General features: G+C 70.3%; 23 protein-coding genes. 4 read left to right on the top strand and 19 right to left on the bottom strand.

Going from position 1 to position 23,826, the window contains the following annotated elements:
* Positions 1-62: 62 nt before the first annotated feature.
* Positions 63-1,589, top strand: coding sequence for a siroheme synthase CysG (gene cysG / locus AUL35_RS05500; RefSeq protein WP_062012839.1), 1,527 nt, complete (start codon positions 63-65; stop codon positions 1,587-1,589).
* A 19-nt stretch (positions 1,590-1,608) separates the two neighbouring features.
* Here cysG and AUL35_RS05495 read toward each other — a convergent pair whose 3' ends face one another.
* The 4 genes from AUL35_RS05495 to AUL35_RS05480 all read right to left on the bottom strand — a co-directional run bounded on the left by AUL35_RS05495 (position 1,609) and on the right by AUL35_RS05480 (position 4,786).
* Positions 1,609-1,980, bottom strand: a complete 372-nt coding sequence (locus AUL35_RS05495) for a CesT family type III secretion system chaperone (RefSeq protein WP_062012837.1) — start codon at positions 1,978-1,980, stop codon at positions 1,609-1,611.
* Positions 1,977-3,272, bottom strand: coding sequence for an HrpJ domain-containing protein (locus AUL35_RS05490; RefSeq protein WP_062012835.1), 1,296 nt, complete (start codon positions 3,270-3,272; stop codon positions 1,977-1,979). The genes AUL35_RS05495 and AUL35_RS05490 overlap by 4 nt, the downstream gene beginning before the upstream one ends.
* 124 nt (positions 3,273-3,396) lie before the next feature.
* On the bottom strand, positions 3,397-3,717 hold the full coding sequence (locus AUL35_RS05485) for an EscF/YscF/HrpA family type III secretion system needle major subunit (protein WP_062012833.1): 321 nt from the start codon (positions 3,715-3,717) through the stop codon (positions 3,397-3,399).
* 283 nt (positions 3,718-4,000) lie between these two features.
* The gene (locus AUL35_RS05480; protein WP_156417849.1) at positions 4,001-4,786 is read right to left on the bottom strand and encodes a Crp/Fnr family transcriptional regulator; all 786 of its coding nucleotides are present in this window, start codon (positions 4,784-4,786) and stop codon (positions 4,001-4,003) included.
* Positions 4,787-4,994: 208 nt separating this feature from the next.
* Between AUL35_RS05480 and AUL35_RS05475 the strand changes: the two genes are divergently transcribed.
* Entirely contained in the window at positions 4,995-7,196 is a 2,202-nt protein-coding gene (locus AUL35_RS05475) for an FHA domain-containing protein (protein WP_062012830.1), read from the top strand.
* 594 nt (positions 7,197-7,790) lie between these two features.
* Here the strand turns inward: AUL35_RS05475 and AUL35_RS05465 are convergent.
* The 15 genes from AUL35_RS05465 to AUL35_RS05395 form a co-directional block, all read right to left on the bottom strand.
* A complete protein-coding gene (locus AUL35_RS05465) occupies positions 7,791-10,199 on the bottom strand; it encodes a secretin N-terminal domain-containing protein (RefSeq protein ID WP_062012827.1) in 2,409 nt (802 codons plus the stop codon).
* Positions 10,200-10,419: 220 nt separating this feature from the next.
* Positions 10,420-11,544: a type III secretion system export apparatus subunit SctU gene (gene sctU, locus AUL35_RS05460; RefSeq protein WP_062012825.1), complete on the bottom strand. Its 1,125-nt coding sequence runs from the start codon at positions 11,542-11,544 to the stop codon at positions 10,420-10,422.
* Positions 11,541-12,476 (bottom strand): type III secretion system export apparatus subunit SctT, encoded by a 936-nt coding sequence (sctT, locus tag AUL35_RS05455; RefSeq protein ID WP_062012823.1) that lies wholly within the window; start codon positions 12,474-12,476, stop codon positions 11,541-11,543. Before sctT ends, sctU begins: the two co-directional genes overlap by 4 nt.
* A 10-nt stretch (positions 12,477-12,486) precedes the next feature.
* Positions 12,487-12,753, bottom strand: a complete 267-nt coding sequence (gene sctS / locus AUL35_RS05450; protein ID WP_062012821.1) for a type III secretion system export apparatus subunit SctS — start codon at positions 12,751-12,753, stop codon at positions 12,487-12,489.
* 18 nt (positions 12,754-12,771) lie between these two features.
* Positions 12,772-13,413: a type III secretion system export apparatus subunit SctR gene (sctR, locus tag AUL35_RS05445; protein ID WP_280137324.1), complete on the bottom strand. Its 642-nt coding sequence runs from the start codon at positions 13,411-13,413 to the stop codon at positions 12,772-12,774.
* A 22-nt stretch (positions 13,414-13,435) separates the two neighbouring features.
* Positions 13,436-14,536, bottom strand: a complete 1,101-nt coding sequence (locus AUL35_RS05440; protein WP_062012817.1) for a FliM/FliN family flagellar motor switch protein — start codon at positions 14,534-14,536, stop codon at positions 13,436-13,438.
* Positions 14,533-15,258 (bottom strand): hypothetical protein, encoded by a 726-nt coding sequence (locus AUL35_RS05435; RefSeq protein WP_062012816.1) that lies wholly within the window; start codon positions 15,256-15,258, stop codon positions 14,533-14,535. Before AUL35_RS05435 ends, AUL35_RS05440 begins: the two co-directional genes overlap by 4 nt.
* 10 nt (positions 15,259-15,268) lie before the next feature.
* Positions 15,269-15,748 (bottom strand): YscO family type III secretion system apparatus protein, encoded by a 480-nt coding sequence (locus AUL35_RS05430; RefSeq protein WP_062012814.1) that lies wholly within the window; start codon positions 15,746-15,748, stop codon positions 15,269-15,271.
* Positions 15,749-15,761: 13 nt separating this feature from the next.
* A complete protein-coding gene (gene sctN / locus AUL35_RS05425) occupies positions 15,762-17,144 on the bottom strand; it encodes a type III secretion system ATPase SctN (RefSeq protein WP_244493670.1) in 1,383 nt (460 codons plus the stop codon).
* Positions 17,141-17,785 (bottom strand): hypothetical protein, encoded by a 645-nt coding sequence (locus tag AUL35_RS22510; RefSeq protein WP_062012812.1) that lies wholly within the window; start codon positions 17,783-17,785, stop codon positions 17,141-17,143. The genes sctN and AUL35_RS22510 overlap by 4 nt, the downstream gene beginning before the upstream one ends.
* Positions 17,764-18,507, bottom strand: coding sequence for a hypothetical protein (locus AUL35_RS22505; RefSeq protein ID WP_062012809.1), 744 nt, complete (start codon positions 18,505-18,507; stop codon positions 17,764-17,766). The genes AUL35_RS22510 and AUL35_RS22505 overlap by 22 nt, the downstream gene beginning before the upstream one ends.
* 7 nt (positions 18,508-18,514) lie before the next feature.
* A complete protein-coding gene (gene sctJ, locus AUL35_RS05410) occupies positions 18,515-19,336 on the bottom strand; it encodes a type III secretion system inner membrane ring lipoprotein SctJ (RefSeq protein WP_156417847.1) in 822 nt (273 codons plus the stop codon).
* A gap of 2 nt (positions 19,337-19,338) precedes the next feature.
* Positions 19,339-19,824, bottom strand: coding sequence for a type III secretion system inner rod subunit SctI (gene sctI / locus AUL35_RS05405; RefSeq protein WP_062012807.1), 486 nt, complete (start codon positions 19,822-19,824; stop codon positions 19,339-19,341).
* A 142-nt stretch (positions 19,825-19,966) separates the two neighbouring features.
* Entirely contained in the window at positions 19,967-20,350 is a 384-nt protein-coding gene (locus AUL35_RS05400) for a tol-pal system YbgF family protein (RefSeq protein WP_062012805.1), read from the bottom strand.
* Positions 20,351-20,373: 23 nt separating this feature from the next.
* The gene (locus AUL35_RS05395) at positions 20,374-20,805 is read right to left on the bottom strand and encodes a hypothetical protein (RefSeq protein WP_156417846.1); all 432 of its coding nucleotides are present in this window, start codon (positions 20,803-20,805) and stop codon (positions 20,374-20,376) included.
* A 274-nt stretch (positions 20,806-21,079) separates the two neighbouring features.
* On the opposite strand from AUL35_RS05395, the gene AUL35_RS05390 reads away from it, so the two are divergent.
* Both AUL35_RS05390 and AUL35_RS05385 read left to right on the top strand, forming a co-directional pair.
* Positions 21,080-21,442, top strand: coding sequence for a hypothetical protein (locus tag AUL35_RS05390; RefSeq protein ID WP_062012802.1), 363 nt, complete (start codon positions 21,080-21,082; stop codon positions 21,440-21,442).
* Between the two features lie 18 nt (positions 21,443-21,460).
* Positions 21,461-23,776: a hypothetical protein gene (locus AUL35_RS05385; RefSeq protein ID WP_062012799.1), complete on the top strand. Its 2,316-nt coding sequence runs from the start codon at positions 21,461-21,463 to the stop codon at positions 23,774-23,776.
* Positions 23,777-23,826: the final 50 nt, after the last annotated feature.

Genomic DNA, 23,826 nt, shown 5'->3' with positions numbered 1-23,826 from the left:
CCTTGTTGCGGGCGGGGGCAAAGTGTGGCTCCTGCCGCCAAGGCATATCCCGGGAACGGTCGATGGAATCCGTGTCGCAGCCCTTCGGCGTCGCCGAGACGTCCCGCCAGCGCCCCCAGCGCATGGGCGACCTCGCGACGCTGCCCGTGTTCTTCGACCTGAAGGGCCAGCGCGTCGTCATGGGCGGCGGCTCCGACGCGGCGGCCTGGAAGGCCGAGCTCCTGGCCGCGGCCGGCGCGGCGGTCGATCTCTACTGCGCAAGTGGCGAGATCGGCGAGGAGATGCGCACCGTCCTTGCCCTCCCCTTCCCGGACGGGCGGATCCGCCACCACGACCGGCCCTGGAGCCTCGACGTCTTCGCAGGCGCGGCGCTCGCGGTCGCCGACTGCGAGAGCGAGAGCGAGGCCCAGGCCTTCTTCTGCGCCGCGCGGGCGAGCGGCGTGCCGGTCAACGTCATCGACAAGCCGCGCTTCTGCCAGTTCCGGTTCGGGACGATCGTCAACCGCTCGCCGGTCGTGGTCGGCATCTCGACCGACGGGGCGGCGCCGATCCTCGGCCAGGCGATCCGCCGCCGCATCGAGACGCTTCTGCCCGCGACCCTGACCGGCTGGGCGCGCATGGCGGCGCGCGTGCGCGCCGAGGTGATGGAGCGCCTGGCGCCCGGTCCCGCGCGCCGCGCCTTCTGGGAGCGCTTCTCGGACGACGCCTTCACGCGCCGCCTGCCGGACGCGGGCGCGGAGGCCGACGCGCGCCGCTTCGTTCAGGACCTCGCCAACCGCCCGCAGGCGGGCGGGCGCGTGACCCTCGTGGGCGCGGGGCCGGGCGATGCCGAGCTTCTCACGCTGAAGGCGGTGCGCGCGCTCCAGGCCGCCGACGTGATCCTGTTCGACGACCTCGTCTCGGACGACATCCTGGAGCTGGCGCGCCGCGAGGCCAAGCGCATGCTGGTCGGCAAGCGCGCCGCGCGCGAGAGCTGCCGGCAGGAGGACATCAACCGGCTGATGGTGCAGTTCGCGCAGGCCGGAAAGCATGTCGTGCGCCTGAAGTCGGGCGACGTGTCGGTCTTCGGGCGCTCGGGCGAGGAGATCGCAGAATTGCGCATGGAGGGCATTCCGGTCGCGATCGTGCCCGGCATCACCGCGGCCTCGGCGCTGGCGGCCGGCTTCGGCGTCTCGCTGACCCACCGCGACCGCGCGCAGTCCGTGCGCTTCGTCACCGGGCATTCGCAAAAGGGCGACCTGCCGGAGCAGACGGACTGGCGCGCGCTCGCCGACGACCACGCCACCACGATCTTCTACATGGGCGGGCGTATGGCCCCGCGCATCGCCGACGAGCTCATGGCCCACGGCCTTGCGCCCGAAACGCCGGTGGCGGTCGCGGCCTCGATCTCGCGCCCCGACGAGACGCGCGCGGTGGGCCGCCTCAACGAGCTCGGCGCGATCGTCCGGCGGATCGGCGTCGACCGACCGATCCTGATCGGCGTCGGCCGCGTCTTCGGCGACGTCGAGGCGGCGGCGCTGGCCGGGCACGACGACATGGATCGCGCCGAGGCGCCGACCTCGCGCCTGTCGGATCGCGCGGCCGGCTAGGCTCCGACGGGGCGTCCGGTCAGCCGATCGCGCGGCCCGCCGCCAGAAGCCGCTGGAGGCCGGCCTCCACCGCCGGCAGGTCGAAGCCCTCGTCCAGCGAGACCGCGAGGAGCGCCGAGCCGTCGCGCGTCGTGCCGGCGTGAAGGAACTGCCCCGTGGTCGGGTCCGGGCCGGCCAGCTGCAGAAGGCGCTCCTCGCTCGCGTCGTCGAGATGGACGCTGCGCGCCAAGCTCATCACCACCCTCTCCGACCCCTCCGCCGCCGTGAAGGTGACGAGGCCGGACTGGCGGAAGGCGAAGGAGTAGCTGCCGTCCGGCGAGGCCGGGAGCGGCAGGCCGAGCTGGGCGGCGAAGGCGGCGATCGTCTCGCGGCTGGCCGTGGACAGCGTCATGCCACGCCCCGCTGCGCTTCGGCCTGCCAGGCGGCCTCTTCTGCGTTCACCAGTTCCTCGTTCAGGGCGGAAAGCGCCGCGCTCTGCTGAAGGCGAGCCTGGGGCGAGGGCATGATCTCGTCGGAGAGCTGGCGGTGCATGTCGTGGAGCCCGTTGGCGAAGGCGACCTGGGTGGCGAGCGAGCATTGCGCATAGGGGTGCAGGAGCTGACGCGCGTCGCCGGAGCCTGCGGACTGGCGCGAGGCGTAGGAGAGCATCAGGCCCGCGATGTCCAGCGCGGCTCCCGAGCGGCATGTCCTGCACACCGACGGGGTCTTCAACACCTCCTGTCGACTCTCGCGCGCACGGCAGGCCGGACATTTGACCTTGGAATAATCGGTCGGCTGGTCGTCGGGCCGCAGGAGCCGGTTGGTGGTTCGCGCAAGATCCTCGGCCATCTCCAACGTGGTCGACATCTTCTTCAGCTTGCCGAGCTCGGTGAGGAGGCCGTGGAGGTGTACCGGGTCGGCCGAGGGACCGGTGGCGGCGAGGTCGCGCCCCGCCGTCTCCATGAAGGCGGCGACGATCTCGTCGAAGTTCTTGAGCGGGTCGAAGGCGCGGAAGGCATCGAACAATCGCCCCATGTCCGGCGTCTCCCGCGCCATCTGGCGATAGGCGTCTCGGAACAGGGCGGGGTCGGTCTCCATCGTCGCGCTGGCGCGCGCGGCGACCTCGGCGGACGCGAAGCCCGCACGCACGTCGCGGCCGAGATCGCCCCGCCCGTAGGCGGCATGCGCCTGGTCGAGCAGAGCCTGGAAAGCCTCGTCCCCGCCGCTTGCGGCGAAGAAGTCGCGGGCGATCTCGAGCGCGGCGAACTGGTGGGTCGAGTCCGGATCGAAGCGCTGAAGGAGCCGCAGCACGTCCTCGGCGGTCGCCGAGCCTCCCCCGCCGCCTCCGCCGCCCTGCAGCAGTTCCTGCATGCGCGTCAGGTCCTCAACGAGCCCCTGCAGCTCGCTCTCGCGGGGCATGTCGGGCAGCTTGTCGTAGTAGTCGGCGATGCGCGCGATGGCTTGGAGGTTGGCGCCCTGGCCCTGACGCACCTGGCGCTGACCGAGCGTCTTCTTGTCGGCGCGGTGCGCCACCGCCATGCCGATCTCCTCCTTCGCGTCCTCGAGCTTGGAGGCTTCCGAAGACGTCTCGACCGTTTCGCCGCGATAGTTGCCCTGAACGGCCCGCATGACCTCCGCGCCGACCGGCGAGGTCGCGCTGAGCGCGGCGACATTCTGGCGGGTGGTCTCGATGGCTCCGGCCATGGCTCTGTCTCCCGGAAGGCGGCCTCAAAAGGAAAAGGCCGGCGCTGAGCACCGGCCTTCCCGTATCAGGCGAATTCAAGACGGCACGAGCGCCCGATGCGGGCGGCTGTGCCGAACAGGACGGTCAGGCCACGTTGCGCGCGATCGACTTCAGCGTGTCGGCGACCGACTTCAGCATGTTGGTGCGCAGGTTCGAGACCGCCGACCAGGTGTTCATGGCCATCTGCATGGCGAACATCTTCTCGGTGTCCGAGAGGTTGGCGTTCTTCTCGATGGCGCGGATGTCGTCCTCGATCTTCGACATCTGGTCGCCGAGTTCCTTCTGGCGCCAGATCAGGTCGAAGCCGTCGCGGTTGACGAACTTGCCGTCGGTCGCGAGATCCGCGCCGGTCCGCGTCTGGCGATACAGTTCCGCGGTCGAGCCCGCGCCCCAGGTGGTGCTCATCGATCCATTCCTCCAAAGAAAGAAGATCGGCGGGGTTCTGAGACATCCGGCGTCGATCGTGAGGCCATGGCTAGCATGACAACCCTGGCGTGATCAAGCGCTCGCGCCACGCGCTCAAGTCTAGCGTAGGTTTCGGGCGCGGCCCCCGACCGCATCTGCCGCCTCACGTCTTGGCGAAGACTGTCGAGACGCTCGGCATGGCGACCTGCCTCTAGGGGACCTTCGGGTGCCATCAGGCGCTCCGCCAGGTCGTTCATCGCCACGGGCGCCTCGTCATCGGGCATCACAGGCCCTCCTCCAGCCAGAGCGCCTCGAGGCGCGGTCGGTTGACGATCAGGATCGCACGCTCGCGCACCGCGATCCACCCCGCCCTCTCCCAGGATTTCAACGCACGGTTGACGTTGGAGCGCGCGCCCCGCGCCATCATGCCGAGATCCCCTTGCGTCACGAAGGCGCCCACCGCAGGCACCTGGCGCCCCTCGAAGGGCGCGGTCGAGCCGAGGTCGTCGGACAGGCGCAGGAGCGCCTGCGACAGCCGGCCGTTCAGCGTCTTGAGGCCGAGCGAGCGCGTGAGCGCGATATAGGACCGGTAGCGCCGGGCCACGGTGCGCCCGAGCGCGAGCGCGGTCTCGCCGCCCTGGCCGTCGAGTTCGCGCAACTCGGCCGCCGGCACGCGGAAGACCGAGGACGTGCCGATCGTCGTCGCCATGTCGTGATGGGTGCCGCCCGCGAAAACGCCGAGCTCGCCGAAGCTCTCGCCGGGCGGCAGGATCGCGAAGAGGACGGCCGAGCCGTCCTCCAGGAGGTAGGACAGGCGGATGTGGCCCGAGCGCACGAAGTAGAGGTGATCGGCCTCGTCGTCCTGGAGGTAGACGAACTCGTTCGGACCGTAGAGCCGCACGCTCCCGATCTGCGACAGGCGCGAGGCGACGGCGGGCGACAGCGTGGAGAATTCCGACCCCTGCCGGAAGGCGATGCGCTCGCGCGGCGCGCCGGCGGCGCGCGGGGCGTTCACGGGGCCGCCGGGCATGGCACCCGCCCCTTGCGCGCCGCCCCGTCCGGATGCCACCTCATCGCCGCTCCGAAGTTTCGATCCGCGCCCTGTCCGCCCGGCGGCTTTACCCTAAGTCATTTTGCCCGCCAAGCGTGCAATCTGCCCTAGTGGCAGGTCGGCTAACCGCGTATAGCTGTCCCGAACGTGACGATCCGTACCCTCGCCCGCTCGCCGGGTTCCGACATGATGTCGTTTCAGGAGGGGATGCGAGACGGGGGGCTTCATGACCGACGCGGCCGGCGATCCCATCATCCTGAAGATCCTGACCGGCGTGCAGTCCGGCGTGGACGTCTTCCTCGTGGACGGCGACTACGTCCTCGGCTCGGGCGACGACGACGACATCCAGATCTTCGACGTCAGCCTCCTGCCGGGCCATGTCAGGCTGCGCGTGCAGAACGGCAAGGTCTCGCTGGCGGGGGGCGCGGGTCCCGCCCGCACCCAGACCGGCGTGCAGCTTGCCGCCGACGGCGAGCCGGTGGACCTCGAGCCGCTCGACGTCGTCTGGGTCGGCACGACGCGCTTCACGACGGGCCTTGCCAGCGCGAACTGGTCCTCGCTCGGCGAGGGCGAGACGCCGACGCCCGTGAAGGTCCGCCGTCCCGGCCTGCGGCTGCGGCGCGGCCGCGCGGACGGCGTCCCGCGCCCGGCGGGCGAGCGGCCCGCCCTGCTGCGCTGGGGCCTTCCTGTCGCGGCCGGCATCGCGGTTGCGGCCGTGGGCGCGGCGGCCTTCGCCACGATGGGCGTCGGCCCTGGCACGGCCGGAGCACAACCCCAGGCCCGCCCGACGCTGGAGCGCGTCGAGACGGCGCTGCGCGCCCTTCCCTTCGCGCGCGACGTCGCCGCCCGCCAGGAGGTCGACGGCGCCGTGTTCGTGACCGGCTTCGTCGAGACGCCCGCCGAGCGGCGCGCCGTGCTGCAGGACGTGCGCACGGCCGACGAGGCGGCGCGCGTGCGCGTCGGGGTCCTGGAATCCATGCGCGCCGAGATCGCGCAGCTCCTCAAGAGCGAGGCCCCGGGCGTCGACTTCCAGCTGTCGAACCGCGCCGAGGCGACGCTCACCGGCACGATCCTCGACCCCGCCGAGGCGCAGCGCGTCACGGGGCTCGTGGAAAGCAGCATCATCGGCCTGCAGAAGGTGTCCTCGCAGATCCGCACGCGCGACACGCTGCTCGCCGACATCCAGACCCTGTCGGACCGCTCCGGCATCGCGCCGCTCACGCTCCTGCGCCTCGACGGCTCGCTCGCCGAGATCAGCGGCGTTCTTCCGTCCGAGAAGGTCGACAGCTGGGTGGGCTTCCTCCAGGCCTATTCCAGCCAGTACGCCAAGCTCATTCCCCTGCGCTCGCTGGTGCAGCTCCAGAACCCGGACGGCTCGCTGCGCCCCGCGCCCGGCGGCCCGGCGCTGGTGCTCGGCGATGCGCCGCTCGCGGCCGGCGACGTGCGCATGGACCCCGACCGCCTGACGGCCGGCGACTACAAGCTGGAGGACGTGTTCGCCAACCGCGCCGCCGCCGTGCCCGACGCCGCGACGCTGGCGCAGCCGGCGAGCGGGCGTCCGCTCGACCTCGCCTCCGTGATCGAGGGCGGCGGAGGCATCGCGGCCGGCCGGGCGGTGCGCCGCGTCGGCACGCCCTTCATGGAGGACGCGGCCGAGGGCGCCGCCTCGCAGGCGCTCGCGGCCCGCACGGCGCCGACGGCCACGGTCGCGCAGGAGACCGGCGCGACCGAGCCGGACGCCGCCCCCCGCCTCGTCGCCGCCGAGCCCACCGATCCTGGCCAAGCCAACAACAAGGCGGTGCGCGACCTCATCGGCGTCTGGAACTCCAAGGGCATGCCGGGGGTCGGCGACGGACCGCGCATCGACCGCGCGCTGGAGGCGCTGCGCCTCGCCCGCCCGCAGGCGAGCCTTGAGGAGCGCTACGCCCCGATCCGCCGGCGCGAGGGCGCCGAGCCGCAGGCCGCCTGCTGGCGTGGGGCCGAGATCACCCCCGCGAACGTGTCCGGCATCCTGTTCTGGCTCGACCTTCTGTCGGTCAGTTCCGACCTGACGCTGCAGAGCGTGGCGGCCGAGACGCGCCCGCTGGTCCTGGAAGCCGCCTTGAACCCCAGCCGCGTCGACGACTGCGCCTCGCGTGCCGGCCTCTCGGTCGATTCGGTGTATCTCGACGAGGTGACGCGCAACCCCGACTTCGTGAGCTTCATCACGCGGGACCTCGCGCGCTACGACCTCGACATCGCGGGCGCGAATCTGGGAAGCGTCAACCGCTTCGTGCAGCTGCGCGGCGGGCGCAAGCTCCACGAGGGCGCCGCCCCGGATCGCAACAGCCGCATCGCCAGCGTCGGCGAGCTCGGCGTCGCGGTCGCGCGCGGCAACGACGTGTCCGCCGTCATCTTCGGCACGAACGTCAACTGGATCGTGCGGTAGGAACGCCCGGACCTGTCGAGGACGGGCGTTCGCAAGGCGCCGTGAACGTCACGGACGAATTCCGGCAGGCCGTCCCGGATTTCGGGCTGGCGGCGTTGGACACGTTCACGCCGCGCATTGGCCAGCAGGAGAAGGGCTCGCTTCTCAGGGGCCTTCCCGCCGACACGTCTTGCGGCCGGGTGGATCGCCAATCGATGCGGTCGGGCGCCAAGCCTGCGCGGCGGACCTGACCGCTCGCACGCTCCCTCACACCGAGGACGGCTACGAGTTGCCCGTCGCACCCGGCGGGAACAGCGAGGCGGTTCGCGCGCTCGCTTTGCTCGCGGACTAGCTGGACGCGCTGGCCCACGCGGGCGTTCATTCCCGCCTGACATCGTAGGCCACCCTCGAGCATGATGCCGTCGCGCTGACGCCGGATCGGGTGAGCGCGGCCCGCGCGACCGGGATCGAGGTATCGAACGGGACCGGCGGCGTCGCGACAACGGCACCGCTCTCCGGTTCAAGCCAGAGTCGACCGAGCAGGGCGGGAGGCCGGGGGACAAGTCCGGCCCGGCGTGCTGGAACGCCGTGGGGGCCGTCCTCTCGCCGGCTGGCTCAGGGCTTCACGACCGCCGGCTCGCGCGGTATGCCGCCGCCGTCGACCTGGGCCGAGCGCAGGAGGCGGGTGATGCTTTCGAGCTCGTTCGAGGTGCGCGTGACGCGCGGCGTGATGAGGACCAGAAGCTCGTTGCGACGCGCTTCCTTGGTCTTCTGACGGAAGAGGTTGCCGATCACCGGCAGGTCGGCGGCCACCGGCACGTCGGTGCGCGAGTTCTCGACACGGTCCTGGATCAGGCCGCCGAGCAGGACCGTGCGGCCCGACTGGACGAGGATCTGGCTCTGCAGGTCGCGTGTCGCGATGGTGGGCGTCAGGTCCTGCGACTGGCTGCTGGCGACGGGCGTCGAGACCGACTGGCTGATCTGGAGATCGACCGAGTTGTTGGCGTGGATCTGCGGGGTGATCTCCATCACGACGCCGGTGTCCACGACCTGGATCTCGCGCGTCACGGTGACGTTGCCGAGGTTGTTGGAGGACTGGGTGGCGGTGGCGAACGGGATCTGGTCGCCAATCACGAGGCGCGCGGTGCGCTTGTTGAGGACGGTGAGATAGGGCGAGGACACGACCTTGACGTTGGTCACCTCGCGCAGTGCCGTGAGAACGGCGTTGACGCTGATGTTGCCGAGCGTGCCCGAGAAGCCGACGATGCCGCCGCTGGTGGGTGAGACGGCGGAAGGGATGCCCGAACCGGCCCCGATGCCGTTGGATTCCAGGAAGAACTGGACGCCGCGCTCGAGCCGGTCGTTGAGCGTCACCTCGATCACGGTCGCCTCGATGACGACCTGCGCCTCGGGCACGTCGAGGGCCTGAACGATCTCGCGGATCTGGTTGTAGATGCGGTAGCTCGAATAAACCAGAAGCGTGTTGGTGCGCGTGTCGGGCACGATGCGGATCTCGCCGCTCGTCGGCTGCGCCACCTGCGGGGTCGTCCTCTGCGAGACGCCGGCGCCCTGGATCGCCGCCGCCTCGTCGCCGGCCGCCGCGTCCTGGCCGGCGGCCAGGCGGCTACCCGTCGCGGTGCCGCCCTGCAGCTGGCCGCCCTGCACCTGACCGCTCGGGTCGGGCGAGACGCCGAGAGCCGGCGGGGGCGCGAGCGTCGTGCCGGTGCCCGTGTCGAGCTCGCCGTCCGACAAGGGTCCCTCGCCCGCGCCCGGCAGGCGGGCGCGGGGAAACAGCCGGCTGTTGGGGCTGGAGCGCTTGACGTCGGTCAGCGCGGCGCGCTGCTCGGCGCGCGTGTTGCTGGCCGGCGTCTCGACGCCGGAGCCGAAGACGCGGCTCACCTGGGGCGCGATCTCCTCGGCCCGCAGGTGCGTCAGGGGAATGACGCGCAAGGACGAGACGTCGGTGGTGGAGCGGTCGAGCTGCTGCACGAGAAGCCGGACGCCGTTCATCTGCTGGGCGTCGGGCGTGCCGACGAGGAGCGCGCGCTGCGCCTCGAGCGGCAAGACCGTGACGGGCGGCTCGTCGCCGCGGATCGTCGAGGCGTAGAAGGCGGTCACGCGCTCGGCGATGGCGGTCGGCTCGCTCTGGCTGAGCGGCAGGATCGCCACCGTGCCGTCGCCGACAGCCGACTGCGAGATGGTGCGCAGCAGGCGCTCCACCCCGTCGGCCTCGTCGGGCGAGGCGCGCAGCACCACGGTGTTGGGCGAGGAGGAGGTTTGCAGGACGACGCCGCCGGGCACCAGCGCGTTGCCGAGCTGGACGACCTGCGCGGCGTTGCCCTTGCCGAGCTTGACGATGCGCGTCACCTCCTCGCCGGCCGAGCCGATGGCCGCGTTGGCGACGAGGCCCTGGATTACGGCGGCCGAGCCGACGTGGTAGACGCCGTTGATGTTGCGGATCACGAGGTCGTTGCGGGCGAGAAGGTCGCGCACGACGTCGATGACGCGGCTCTTCGGGATCGGGGTCTCGGTGCGGAAGGTGATCGTGCCGGGAAGATTGTCGGGCGCGACGTAGTTGAGGCCCAGCGCGCCGCCGAGAAGCTGCTGCAGGACGAAGTTGACGCTGGCGTTCTGGAAGTCGACCGTGATGCGCTCGTTGGGATCGAAGCCGGTCGTGTTGCTGGTCTTGAGCTCGTTGAGGTCCTGCGTGAGCTGCACCGTGTTGGGGGCGTATTCGACGCGCTGCGGCCCGACATAGCCGGTGAAGGGCTGCGCCGTGCGCGCGACGCCCGCCGCGTTGATCGCGCGCACGTCCACCACGGGCCCCCGCCGTTCCGGCGCGCCGTTTTCCAGGCGCGGCTGGCCCGTCGGCCCGGCCACGTCCTCGACCGCGCCGAGGCCCGATCCGTTGCAGCCGGCCAGAAGCGTGAGGGCGAGAAGCGGGATGGCGCCGCGGCCGATCCTCGAGACGGCGGCGTAAGGGCGGCGGGCGGCGGGATGAGGGGGTATGGGGGCAGTCTTCACGGGTCCGTCACCTCCGCCAGAGGAATACGAGTCTGGCGGAAGGGGGATGCGGGACCCGATCCTTGCCGGAACGTCAAAGCTTTCTATCAGAGCGCGAGTGGCCGATACCAGCATACCAACCCCCGTCATCAACAAGGATGACGTAGCGTTGCGCGGCTGCCGCATGTTTTCCGGCGTTCAGGCCCAAGCAAGTTCATGAGGATATGCTGCGGCGCGTCAGTCACGAGGCACGTCCTTCCGGGCGATGATCTCCGCCGTCCATGTCGATCACGCCATGGGGCAGGCGCTGCCGGTAGAGCGTGTCCTCGTGCCGGGACACCCAGGCCAGCACCTCCGCCACCGCGTCGAACAGTTCGTCGGGAACCGGCTCGTAGAGATCGGCGTCGGCATAGAGCGCGCGCGCCAGCGTGACGTTCCGGAACACGGGCACCCCCGCCTCCTCCGCCTCGCGGCGAAGATAGGCGGCGATCGCGTTCTGCCCCTTGGCGGTCACGGTCGGCAGCGGCGTCTCGCCGGCCTTGTAGTGCAGCACGACTGCGAAATGGGTCGGGTTCACGACCAGGGCGGTCCCCTTCCGGGCCGCAGCGCCGCCGTCGCTCATGGCGAGCTCGTGGGCGAGCTGCTTGCGCTTGCCCTTGATGTGCGGGTCGCCCTCGCTCTCCTTGTATTCCCGCTTCACCTCGTCCTTCGACATCATGAGGCTCTTGGTGTGGGAATGCTTCTGGTAGGCGAAGTCGGCCACCGCCACGATGATGAAGGCCACCGCCGAATAGGCCAGCGTCTGGAACAGGATCGTCGAGGTGACGTCCGCGATGCAGGGGATGCCGCATTCCAGCGAGTTCATGAAGGGGCCGATCGCCCCGCGCAGGACGATGTAGAGAAGCACCGACAGGAAGACGATCTTGAGGATCGACTTCAGGAGATCGACCACCTGCTTCATCGAGAAGATGCGCTTGAAGCCGGCGGCGGGGCTGATCTTCTCGAGCTTGGGCGCGATGCTCTCGAACGAGAAGAGCGATCCGAACTGGGCGTAGTTGGCCGCGATGCCCGCCAGGATCACGACGCCAAGCGCGGGCAGGAGCAGGAAGGCGCTCTCGCGAAAGGCGTAGAAGACGGCCGGCAACGCCACGGTGCGGAAGTCGCCGGTCGCGAGCTTCGCCATCTGGTCGAACATACCGACGAAGGCTTCGGTGATCGCGCCCCACCGCGTCCAGACATAGGCGACGACGGCGAGCAGCGAGACCGTGGTGACGACCTCCTGGCTGCGCGCGACCTGCCCCTTCTCGCGCGCGTCGCGCTCCTTCTTGGGGGTCGGAAGTTCGGTCTTCTCGCCGCCCTCGCTCATGGGACGACCTCCTGGGGCTCGGTCTGCGGCGGGGGAAGACGAGGCGCGGGAACCTCGATCGGCCGGGCGTGCGGCTCGGTCGGCCGCGTCTCGCCCGCTGGCGGCACGGGCACGGCGTTCGAGAACTGCATCACCGCGTAGAAGCGGTCGATAAAGGGCCGGAAGGTGCCGAGCTGCTCGACGCCGTAGGGCAGGAGGCGCGAGAAGTAGAAGATCAGGATCAGGATCGCGAGCGCGCTCTTGATCGGCATGGCGAGGATGAAGACCTGGACCTGCGGCGCGAAGCGGCTGACCATGGCGAGCGCGAACTCGGCGAGGAACATGACCGCCACCACCGGTCCCGCGATGATCACCATGATGCGCAGCGCGTTGTCGGCGACCGCGAGCGCCAGCGTCGGAAATTCGGGGCTGAGGATCGGCACGCCGCGCGTGGCCGGCCAGAGCTCGTAGCTCTGGTAGAGCAGCCCGAGGATCGGCAGCATCGCGCCGGTCGTGTAGACGTAGGTCAGGAAGGCCTGGGAGAAGAGAATGCCGAGCGGTGAGGTCTCGTGGCCCTGGAGCGGGTCGATCGAGGCCGCGATCGCCGCGCCCCGCTGGTTATCGATGAAGGCGCCCGCCGACTGCACGGCCCAGAAGATCCAGCCGACGATGTAGCCGAGCACGAAGCCGATCGCGTATTCCTTCAGGATCAGGAGCGCGAAGGCGGGCACGGTCCGGTCGAACGCGTCCACATAGGCGTAGTTGATCGGCACCGCGATCACCGAGAGCGAGAGGATCGCGGCGGTCTTGGGCAGGCGCGGCACGGCGGTGTCGGCCAGAAGCTGCGAGACCTGCATGAAGGCGTAGATGCGCGGCAGCGTCAGGATCAGCGCGATGATCTCGCGGTCGAACAGCGAGAAGTAGAGCCGGGCGATGTCCGCGACGCCGTTCATGACCGGTCCGTCATGTCATGCTCGGGAAGCCGTCGAAGAGCTTGATCGAGAAGTTCACCATCTCGGAGCCGAGCAGCCCGGCCATGGCCGCGATCGTCGCCGCCACCGCGATCAGCTTGATCGCGAAGGAGACGGTCTGCTCCTGGATCTGCGTCAGCGCCTGGAGAAGGCTGACGAGGATGCCGACCACGGACGCCACGATGATCGGCGGCATGGACAGGACCATGACCAGGAGCATGGCCTCCTGGATCTGCTGGAGCGCGACGTCGGGGGTCATCGGCTTCTCTCCGCCTTGTCAGACATAGCTCTTCACCAGGCCGAGGATCAGGCGCGACCAGCCGTCGATCATGACGAACAGGAAGAGCTTGAAGGGCAGCGAGATGGTGAGCGGACTCACCATCATCATGCCCATGGCGAGCAGGATGTTGGAGACGATGAGGTCGATGGCGATGAAGGGTAGGTAGAGAAGGAAGCCGATCTCGAAGGCCTCGCGCAGCTGCGTGACCGTGAAGGAGGGCAGCACCACGGCCATGCTCGTCTCGGTGAGCTGGCTTGCCAGGTCCGGCGGCCAGAGCGAGCGGGCGGCCTCCAGAAAGAACATCTTCTCGCGCATCGAGGCGTGGCGGTTCAGGAACTCGGTGAGCGGTCCCGAGCCTGCGTCGTAGGCCGCGCGGATGCCGGCGGCCGAGCCCATGTCGAGGCTCGGCTGGGCGGACAGGATGTTGAACGTCTCCACCGCCACGGGCGCCATGATGTAGCCCGACAGGATGATGGCGAGCGCGTTCAGAGCCATGTTGGGCGGGATGTTCTGCACGCCGATGGCGTTGCGCACGAGCAGGAACACGACCGACAGCTTGATGAAGCTCGTCGCCACGACCGCCAGGAAGGGAAACAGCGCGGCCGCCGCGACGATGAAGATGAGGTTGAGCGGATCGATCACGCGGGCGCGGCCTTGCCTGTCAGCGGGTGGGCGCGGCCAGGCGCGTGATACGCACGCCGATGCGGTCGTCGATGCGCACGATGTCGCCGGTGCCCACCGCATCGCCGTTGATGCGGATCGTGACCGCGACGCCCGGCTCGGTGGAGGGCGGCGAGAGTGGCACCACGGTTCCGCGCGTCCAGCTCTGGAGCGTCGAGAAGGGCACGGCGACACGGCCGAGATCGAAGTCGACGCCGAGCGTCAGGTCTTCGATCGACAGGGTGTCGGGCGCGGTCTCGCGATCGGCGGGCTGGTCGGACATGACGGGATCTTCCTGGCGCTGGGCGGCTTCGAGGCCGCCGAACAGGGTGCGGGGTCGCTGGCGCGGGATGGGAAGCGCGCCCGACGAGGTCCAGCCGCCCTCCCCTTGCGTGAACACGAAGCGGAACTGCCCGGCGCGGATATGGAGCTGGTCGGCCGGCATGGCGGCCAGAACCGCGACGTCGCCGGGCTCGATGCGGCGCAGCTCGGCGAGCGTCAGGTCGATCCGACCCGCCGTCAGGTCGACCGGCACCTCCAGCCCGCCCGCAAGCGCGCCTTGCGGCATGGGCCCGTCACCGGGCGCTCCGAGAAGGCGCAGGAGGTCGCCGCGCCGCGCGCCGACATGGGCGGAAACCTCAGCGGATGCGACACCTTCGAGCGTCACCGCGAGCCATTCGAGCGCCGGGTCACGCAGGGCCGACAGCGGCCCGTCCTCGCCGATGCGGGGCAAGGCGCCGGCGCCGAAGCCGCTTGCGCGGGCCAGGGCTCCCTGCATGCCGAGGAGGATCGCGCCGCGCAGTTCCGCCGGCAGGGCGCCGAGATCCGAAGCGTCGAGCTCGACGCCCGCGATCTCGCGGAACGGAAAGGCGCGCGGGCATACGAGCATCGCGCCCGACCCCATCGCCTCGGGCAGGAGAAGGCGCACGCACCAGGTCTGGGGCGCGGGCGCCTCGGCCAGCTCGTAGCGCAGCGAGACGCCGCCGGCACCGACCGGCCTCGCCTCGCCGGCACCGGCGACGAAGCGGTTCCACAGGAGAAGGCCGTCCGCGCCGCCGCCGTCCGCGGGCGTGAAGAACCGGTCGGGTTGAAAGAGGGTCACGAGCGCTCGTCCCGACGCGCGAAGAGGTCGAAGACGCTGGGGCGCGAAGGGCCTTCCGCCGCCTCGCGCTCCACCGCCCCCGCGGCCTCCTCCAGGACGCGCACGACGCGCCTGGGATAGCGCTGGCCGAGCCGCTCGGCGAGCGCCTGGGCCGATTGCAGGAACAGGGCGTCCTGCGTTCCGTCGGGATTTCGGCGCAGCGTCACGTCGAGCATGCCCTCGTGCAGGGTCAGCGACACGCCGGCGATCGCGCCCGCCGCCTCGCCGGGCCGCAGGGCCTCGAAGCTCAAGGTGAGCGGGCGTCCGGGCACGGGCGACAGCTCGGCGCGCAGCGCTCCTTCCACCATGCGTGCAATGCGCTCGCCCTGCGCGAGCGCATCGGCGCGCCGCTCCGCCGCGCCGTCGAGGGATGAGACAACCACGGCTGCGGGCCGTCCCGGTTCGGCGACCGCCAGAAGGCGCGGATCGGGCAAGGCGGCGTCGTCGCCGTCCGGGTTCGCGTCGGCGCGCTTCAGGCTTTCGGCGAAGCGGCGCAGGCGATCGCCCTCCTCGCCGCCGGTGCGGCTTTCGCCGAGGCCCGTGCCGGACTGGAGGTTCTCGCCCGCCGTGTGGAAGCGCTTGAGCCCGCCCGTCAGGTCGCGCTCGCCCTCGCGCCGGTGCGCCTCGGCCCCCTCGCGGCGCTCGGTCGCCGCGCTTGTGTCGAATCCCGTGATGCGGGTCATGGGCGGCTCCTCAGGACACCGGCTTGCGGGGACGCGAGAACATGTCCTCGATCTCGACCTCCTCGGCGAGCGCCCGTTCGGCGTCGCGCGCCTGGACGAGGTCGTCGGTGAGGATCGTGTACTTGTCGCGCACCTTCACGGCCGCCTGGTAGACGCCGCTCTGGGTCTCGGCCTCGTCGCGCAGGCGCGCCTCGACGTGGACGGCGCGCTCGCGCGTGTCGGTCAGGACCGTGTGCTCGCGCACCAGCGCCACTACGCGCCCGTGCGTGGCGTCGATCTCGCTGAGGTCCACCACGCGACCGAGGATGCCCGCGAAGATCGCGTCCTCGCGCGTTTCCATCGTGCGCTGGCTCTCCGTGACGGCGGCGTCCGCCTGCCGCGTCTCCTCCTCCGCTTCGCGCACCGCCGCGCGGCGGCGCTGCAGCTCGCGGAAGGCCTGGTCCTGCTTCAGGTCCTTGACGCGCAGGAGCACCTTCATCTGGCCGATCATCGCGCGTCCCCGCTCATCGCGTCACCGCCGCCAGCTTGTCGAGAACGGCCTGGAAGCTGTCGAACTCGTCGGTCGCCTGCTGCAGGAAGGCGTTGATGTGCTTGTACTTGGCGATCGCGAGGTCCGCGTCGGGATCGGCGCCGCGCTTGTATTCGCCGACCTTCACGAGAAGCTCGACGTCCGCATAGGTGGCGAGCCACTGGTTGATGCGGCTCGCCATCTGGCGGTGCTCGCGCGTCGTCACCGCGTTCATGACGCGGCTCTTGGAGGCGAGGACGTCGATCGCGGGATAGTGGTTGGCCGAAGCGAGCTTTCTCGACAGGATGATGTGTCCGTCGAGGATCGAGCGCGTCTCGTCGGCCACCGGCTCGTTCATGTCGTCGCCCTCGACGAGCACGGTGTAGAGCGCGGTGATGGAGCCTTTGTCGTTCATGCCGACCCGCTCCATCAGCTTGGGCAGGTTGGCGAAGACGGACGGCGGGAAGCCGCGCCGCGTCGGCGGCTCGCCGGCGGCCAGCCCGATCTCGCGCTGGGCGCGGGCGAAGCGCGTCACCGAGTCCATCAGGAACAGGACGCGCTGGCCCTGGTCGCGGAAGTATTCGGCGATCGCGGTGGCGGTGAAGGCGGCCTTGGCGCGCTCCATCGAGCTCTTGTCGGAGGTCGCCACCACGATCACCGACTTCGCCATGCCCTCGGGCCCGAGGTCGTGCTCGATGAACTCGCGCACCTCGCGGCCGCGCTCGCCGATCAGCGCCAGCACGGTCACGTCGACGTCGGCGCCCTTCACCAGCATGGAGAGAAGCGTGGACTTGCCGCCGCCGGCGGCGGCGAAGATGCCCATGCGCTGGCCTTCGCCACAGGTGAGGATGCCGTCCAGCGCGCGCAGGCCCAGCGGCAGCGGCTTGTCGATCACGCGCCGCTTCATCGGGTCGGGCGGGTCCTGGTAGACCGGATAGTAGGCGAGCGGCTGGAAGGGCGTGTCGAGCCCGTCCACGAAGTTGCCCATGCCGTCGAGGACGCGCCCCTTGAGGCCGGGCCCGACGGCCACCTGCTGGACGCGGCCCGTGCGGTGGACCTCGGTCTGCGGGCTGACCCCTTGCGTCTCGCCGATCGGCGACAGCAACGCCTCCTCGTCGAGGAAGCCGACGCACTCGGCGTAGAGGCGCGTGCCGGCGCGCCGGTTCACGAGTTCCACGATCTCGCCGACTTGAATCTCGGCCACCGCCGCATGGATGATCGTGCCGACCACCTTGCGCACGCGGCCCGTGACGCCGAAGGGCTGGAAGCGGGCGATCTCGGTCGCGATGCGCGCGGGCGCGGCTCCGATCCGGCGGCCGATGCGCTCGCGGCGCTCCGCGGCGAGCTCCGCCATGCCCGAAAGCTCGGCGCGGATCATCGGGGCTCTTCCCTTGCCTGCGCGCGCAGCGCGCCGACGCCGCGCAGCGCGCGCTCGAGGTCGCCCGCGGCGCGGCCGAGATCGCCCTCGACGCGCCCGATCGCCGTTTCCACCACGACGTTGGGGCTCTGCAGCGTGTCGTCGCCCAGGACGTCGACGAGAAGCAGTTCGGGAAACTCGCCGCGCACCCGCTCGGCCACGGCGCGAAGCTCGGGCAGCTGCTCGCGCGAGACGCGGATCTCGGCCTTCTTCTCGCGCCGCATCTGCGTCAGCGCGGCACGCACCATGGACTCGGCCTTGGCGCGCTCGTCGAACTCGGCCACGAGCTTGCGCACGCCCTGCGCGACGAGCTCGGCCAGCTCGCCCTCGACCTCGTCGAGCCGCTGGTCGAGCGTCAGGCTCTCGGCCAGAAGCCGCTCGGCCGCCTCGAGCCGCGCGGCGGCCAGCCCGTCCTCGTAGCCGCGCCGCCGCTCGGCCTCGAAGGCGTCCGCGGCGGAAGCCTCGATCGCCGCCGCGCGCTCCTCGGCGGCCGTGACGAGCGCGACCGCCGTCTCCAGCGTCTCGACGTCGGCCCGGCGCAGGAGATGGGCGCCCGAGGCGAGGCGGAAGCCGAACTCGGCTAGCCGATAAGTGCCGACCACGATGGGACCCTCCGGCGCACGAGCTTGACGAGATGCTGCTCCAGGGCCTCGGGCAGCGGCGGGGCGGCGTCGAGGTCGAGACCGTGGCGCACGGCCGCCATCGCGCCGAGCGCGGGATCGGCGTTGCTCGCGCAGGCCAGGAGGATGCCGGAGCCGTGCTCCACCACCGCCCGCGCGCCGTCCGCCTCGTCCGGCCCGCGGGCGCGGTCCCAGTACGGGTCGCCCGCATCGAGAAAGGCGAGCGAGGGATGGAGGGTGGGAACCTCCTGCGTGGCGGCGTTGTAGTTCTCGACGCCGAGAAGCGTGCGGATGCGCGCGCGCTCGGCCCGCAGCGCGAGGCGCAGGATCCGCCGGTGCCAGACGGCGGCCGAGACGAGCCGCGCGACCTCGGCGAGATCGCCGCGCGCGGCGGTCGCGATCAGGAGCGCGAGGCGCCCGCCCGCGCGGTGGCTGACATGCGCGAGGCGCGAGGCGTCGAGACCGGGAACCCCGCGGTGCCGCGCGACCGCTTGCGCGAGCGGGGCGGCGAAGTCGGGGTGGCGGGCGAGCGCCGCGACGTCGACGCCCGCGACCGGCCCCCAGTATCCCGGCAGCGGGTCGGCGTCGTCGAACGGGCGGGCGAGCGAGGCGGCCAGACGGCAGCCGAAGTGGAACAGGCGCGCCTGTGCCCGCTCGTCCCCCCAGGGGCCCGCCAGAAGCTCCTCTCCTCCCCGTTCCGCCATCCGAGCCTCAGGACGGCTCCATCAGCGCCGTGCCGGGCTCGGCGGCGCCCTTGACGCGCGCACGGCGGGGGCGCTTGCGAAGATAGTAGACGAGGCCCGCCACGCAGCCTGCGAGCGCAACGCCGGCGACGCCGAGGACACCATAGGCAATCGTCCAGAACCGGCCGGCATCGGCCTGCCGGATCGAGAGGCCCGGCAGGATCTCGACCATGCGCTCGTCCACCTGCAGCGGCTGCACCTCGGTGGGCGCCGCCTCGGTGAGGACCACCGTGACGGCGGCGTAGTCGAGCCCCTCGATCGCGCTCGACACGAGCCGGCGGATCTGCGGCACGAAGAACTCGAGGTCGACGTTCGGCTCGTGCTTGATGAAGACGGCCGCCGAGGAGGGCCGCACGGGCTGGCCGAGCTGGGGCTCCTCGGGCAGGACGACGTGCACGCGCGCCGACACCACGCCGTCGATCTGCGACAGGGTCTGCGCGACCTCCTCGCCGAGCGCGTAGATGTAGCGCACGCGCTCCTCGAAGGGCGAGGAGATGATGCCCGACTTCTGGAACACCTGCCCGATCGAGGTGCGCGTGTTGCGCGGGAAGCCCTTGTCGTTGAGCAGCGCGATGGCGCGCAGCATGTCGTCCTTCTCGACGAGCACGGTGAAGCCCTCGCCGATCGCCTGCTTGTCGGCCGAGATGCCGTTCGCCATCATCACGGCGAGCATCTGGTTGGCCTCGTACTCGGTGAGGTTGGTGTAGAGGTCGGTCTTGCAGCCCGCGAGCAGGAGCAGCGCGCCGAGCGCCAGCCCGGTCGCCGCGCGAGCGGCCTTGCGTCCCGCCACCCTTACTGACCCTTCATCAGCGTGTCGAAGACCTGCGTGGTCTTGCCGGTGAGCTTGGAGGAGAGATCCACGAGCAGGGTGAAGTTGGTCAGCTCGAGCTGCATCTGCATGAGCGAGCCGGCGTCGGTTCCCGCGCGGCTCATGACCTCGCTGACGCGCCCCTCGCTCTTGTCGAAGACGCCGCGCAACTTCTGCATGCCCTCGAGGATCATGTCGCCGCTGGCGGGCGGCGCGACCACGGCGGGCGTGCCCTGCAGGCCGAGCCCCTGGCGCGCGCGTTCGAGGGCGCCGGCCGCATCCACCTGCGCGGTACCCGCCACCGGAGGTTGCGCGACCATGGGCGCCTGCGTGGTCGCAGCCGCCGCGCCGTTCTGGCGTTGCATCGCGTCCTCGAAGAGCTGCACCCGATCGGCCGCGGGCACCGGAGCCGCGGAGCCGAGCGGCGTCGCGGACGCCACCGCGGTCGTGGAAACAACCGGAAGCACCATGGGTCGGACCCTTTCGATAGGAGAGACGCCGCCCGACCTCCCGGACGCGCATCCAAAGTGACCTTACGAAATGCACGCCCTCATTGCAAAGCCAAATCGCGATCGCTAGGGCGCACGCGCTCGGCGTCCAGAGGAAGGAGCCTTAGCGATCCATCTCATCCAGCGTCGCTTGGGCCAGCACCCGGAAGGCGGGTTCCCGGGCGCGGGCGGCGACATCGCGCAGCAGGCGCTCGGCCTCCTCGCGCTCGCCGGCCTTGAGAAGCGCGAGGCCGAGATAGGCGGAGGCCGCGTCGGACGGCGGCAGGGCGCGGAAATGACGCACCGCCTGCGGGACATCGCCGGCCGCCAGCGCCGTGAGCCCGATCCCGATCGCGCCCGCCTCCTCGGACGGGCGGGCCGCGAGCGCGCCCTCGAAGATCTCCCGCGCCTCGCTGAAGCGCCCGGCCGTCAAGGCGAGAAAGCCGATCTCCACCAGAAGGCGCGTGTCGGCGACGTCGAGCAGCGGAGGGACCTCGGAATCGAGCATGGTCTGCGGTTCCTTGCGAGGGGTCAGCGGGACCCGAGCTGCATCAGGAGAAGGACGCGCTGGGCGCCGCGCAGGTCATCGGCGGCCTCCCCGCCGGTGCGGGCGATGCGCGCGGCCGCCGAGAGCAGGCGCTGCGCGTCCGCCTGGTCGCCCCGCTCCAGCGCCGCCACCCCCGCTACCGCGCAGGCGCGCGCCGAGCGCTCGCCCCGATCGAGGCAGAAGCGCGCGAAGGCCTCCGCATCCGAAAGATCCTCGCGCCCGAGCGCCAGGACCGCGAGCCCGAGCGCGCCCTCGCCCGCCCGCGCGGGATCGCGCAGAAGGGCGAGAAGCATGGCCGCGGCCTCGCCCAGGCGCCCCTCGCCTTGCGCCGCGCGCGCGCGCGCGAGGCTGGGCGCCCCTGCGAACCCGCCTGCGGCGTCGGACCCGAATTCGCCGGCGAACACCACGGCGCGCACGAGGAGATCCTCCGGCGCGGCCAAGGGCGGCCCAGCGGGCGCCACCGCATGGGCTGGGATGGCGAGAAAAGGTTCCCGATAGGACTGCAGTTGAGACTTCCCCGATTCCCTGGCCCTACCGGCGGCCGGCCCATCCTATCCTAGCCGCTCCGCGCGCATCGGGCGGCCATGATCCAACCGCAAGTGTATCATACGGCACAGCAGGCAACGCGCATTGCGCCCAAAAACAAGGCTCGCGCGACCGAAGACGGACGGCCTCAGGCGACAAGACCTCATGAGCTTTCTTTCCCCCCTGCCCCCCGCACCGCGGAGCGAGCCCGAGAACGGCATCGGCTCGGCGGCGAAGGCGTCCGCGGAGATCGAGCGCAGGCTGGCGGAGCGCGGCCGGGTGCCTGAGCTCGAGCCCGTGCTCGGCGAGATCGCGCGCGTTTCCGCAGAGCTCCTGCGCCACCCCCGGGTCGCCGAAGATTCGGAAGCGCTGCATATCCTGCGCATGATGGCGCTGGCCGAGGACATGGAGCGCGTCGAGGCGCTCGCCGAGGCGCTCCGATCCTGCCTCGCGAAGACAGCCGCTCCGTTCACCCCCGCGCCGCGCGACGCCGAGCCGCGCTCGGCGCGCGTTCTTCTTCGCCTCTGAACCTTTTGGAGACCGCCCATGTCGAGCATCATCACAGGCCCGTCCCAAGGCTGGAGCTCCTTCTTCAGCGTGGTGCAGGCGCCCAACGCGACCCCGACCGCCGACCCGGAGGCAGCGCAGGGCAAGGCAGCGGCGATGGAGAAGAACGCCGGCTACACGATGGCGGACTTCGAGAGCTGGACCCCGCTCAGCCAGAAGACCTACCTCCTGCTCTACGGGACGGCTGGCCGGCTGACATTGAAAGACAGCCGTCCTGCGACGGGTGCCGTCTCCTATGATGTCGAGATCGACGCGACCAGCAACACGGTCCAGAAGCGCCCCGCCGCGTCCAGCAGCGCGGCGGACTGGACACCGGCCGGGTCCGGAACGACGGCGAAGGTGCCCGGTCCCGACACGCTGACGCCCGCCACCTTCCTGTCGTGGCGCAAGACCGACCAGTTGCGCTACCTGAACTTGGTCGGCGAGACGAACTCGAACTCGGTAGCGCTGCGCAACACCGACGGCAGCTATCAGGTCTACTACAAGGGCAAGAACGCGGGCGGCACCACGATCGTCCAATCGACCATGCGCACGGCCACCGGCCTCGAGCCGACGCCCGGCATGTCGGAGCCGATCCCCTACTACAACCTCACCGGATCGGGCGCGGGCGGAGCGGCCAACAGCCTGGTGAAGGCGGGCGCCGAGGCGTTGTTTCCCTCGCTGGACGGCGCCGACAGCGGCCACTTGCTGCCGTTCGCGTTCAACGAGGATGGCGTGCGGGAGGAGCCCGACGGCTTCAGCACCGAGGCGTCGTCACTGACCACCCTCGCGAAGGCCGAGGACTTCCTCGCCAAGTTCAAGACCTGGCACTCGTCGTATCAGACGCAATGGGTCCTGAAGAACGTGTCCAGCTCGCAGCGCCTGATCGAGATGCCCCCCTTGGTGAAGGACGCGAGCGGCAACGTCACGCAGGCCCCGCTCGTGTCGCTCTTCGTCACCACGGACGCGGCCGTCGACACGCGGCGCACCTACCGCACGATCAACATCGCCAGCATCACGAAGGAAGACATCGGCAAGCTCAGCGCAGCCGACATGCAGACGCTGCTTTCGTCCAACCTCTTCAAGGAGGTGCGTCAGGTCGATCTGGGCGTGCGGGGCCTGACGCTGACCAAGCCTCCCGGCTGGAAGGAAGGCGCTCCGCTGACGGCCAGCGGCTCCGATGACGCCAAGGAACAGTACGACAAGATCCAGACGATGATCTCGTCGATCTCGGGGAGCCTAAACAAGTCGGCGCCGGGAGCAACCGCGCCGTTCGACGACTCGCTCGTCTTCGTCAACCAGCTGAAGCTCCTGCGCAGCCAGATCGAGGGCAAGATCACGTCCGACACGACGAGTACCGTCATGGACGCCACCAAGATCGAGGCGCAGCTCAAGGAGATCCAGGACCGCTACAACCGGGCCAAGGCCTATTACGACTCGGGCTACGGCACCAAGGCGGAGAAGACCCAGAAGGCCACCATCTCCAGCGATACGGATACGGCGCAAATCCCCGTATACGTCGTGAGCCTGGACGGGGGCGCCCTCATCCGCAGCGGCTACGATACGTTCATCGCGCAGGAAAAACGCCTCCTCCAGTATGCGCAGAACCGCTACGACGTCGCGACGGGCGCCATTCCGGCGGAGTTCAACGGCAAGCCGCTCGACGTGCCGACGCTCATCTACTACCTGCAGAACAAGTACAACCAGTCGCTCGAAGCCGAGGTCACGATCGAGACCGAGTCGGTGAAGCAACTGAACGCCTATCTGAAGGACTATGCCGAGTTCCAGGACTGGGTGCAGCAGACCATGGGCACCTTCACCAACGATCAGATCAAGGACGGCGGCGCGGCCCTCGGCCTGGCCTACAATGGCGCGACGGACTCGGAAGAGAAGCGCCGCAATCTCTTCAAAGACTACCGGAGCGGCACGGGCGGCGACAAGACCAAGCGTCTGTTCAAGCTCGCCATGATGTTCGAGGACTCCAACAACGGCGTCACGGGCGAAGCCATCGGGTACCCCATGCATCCGGCCGAGGTCGAGAAGGGCATCACCCGTCCGGACGGCTTCGATATCTTCCTGAGCAGTTCCGACGAAAAAGGCAAGCGGTTTCAGACGGCCGCGCACACCTACAACGAGTGGAACACCTACTCGCAGCGATTGGCCTCGAAGGTGACGCAGCTGAACCAGGACAGCCAGCAGAAGATGAACGACATCAACAACATGGACAAGCAGCGCAACCGGCACTACGACCTGGCCAACTCCGCCCTGTCGAAGATGAACGACGCGCTGCAGAGCATCCTGCGCGCGACGGGCTGACCGTCGCGGGCGGCGTTGCGCCGTCCGCCGGGTCGTGATCTAGACCCTGT

This window comes from Aureimonas sp. AU4 (assembly GCF_001463765.1).
Lineage (GTDB): Bacteria > Pseudomonadota > Alphaproteobacteria > Rhizobiales > Rhizobiaceae > Aureimonas.
This window is presented reverse-complemented; position numbering and strand designations above follow the sequence as displayed.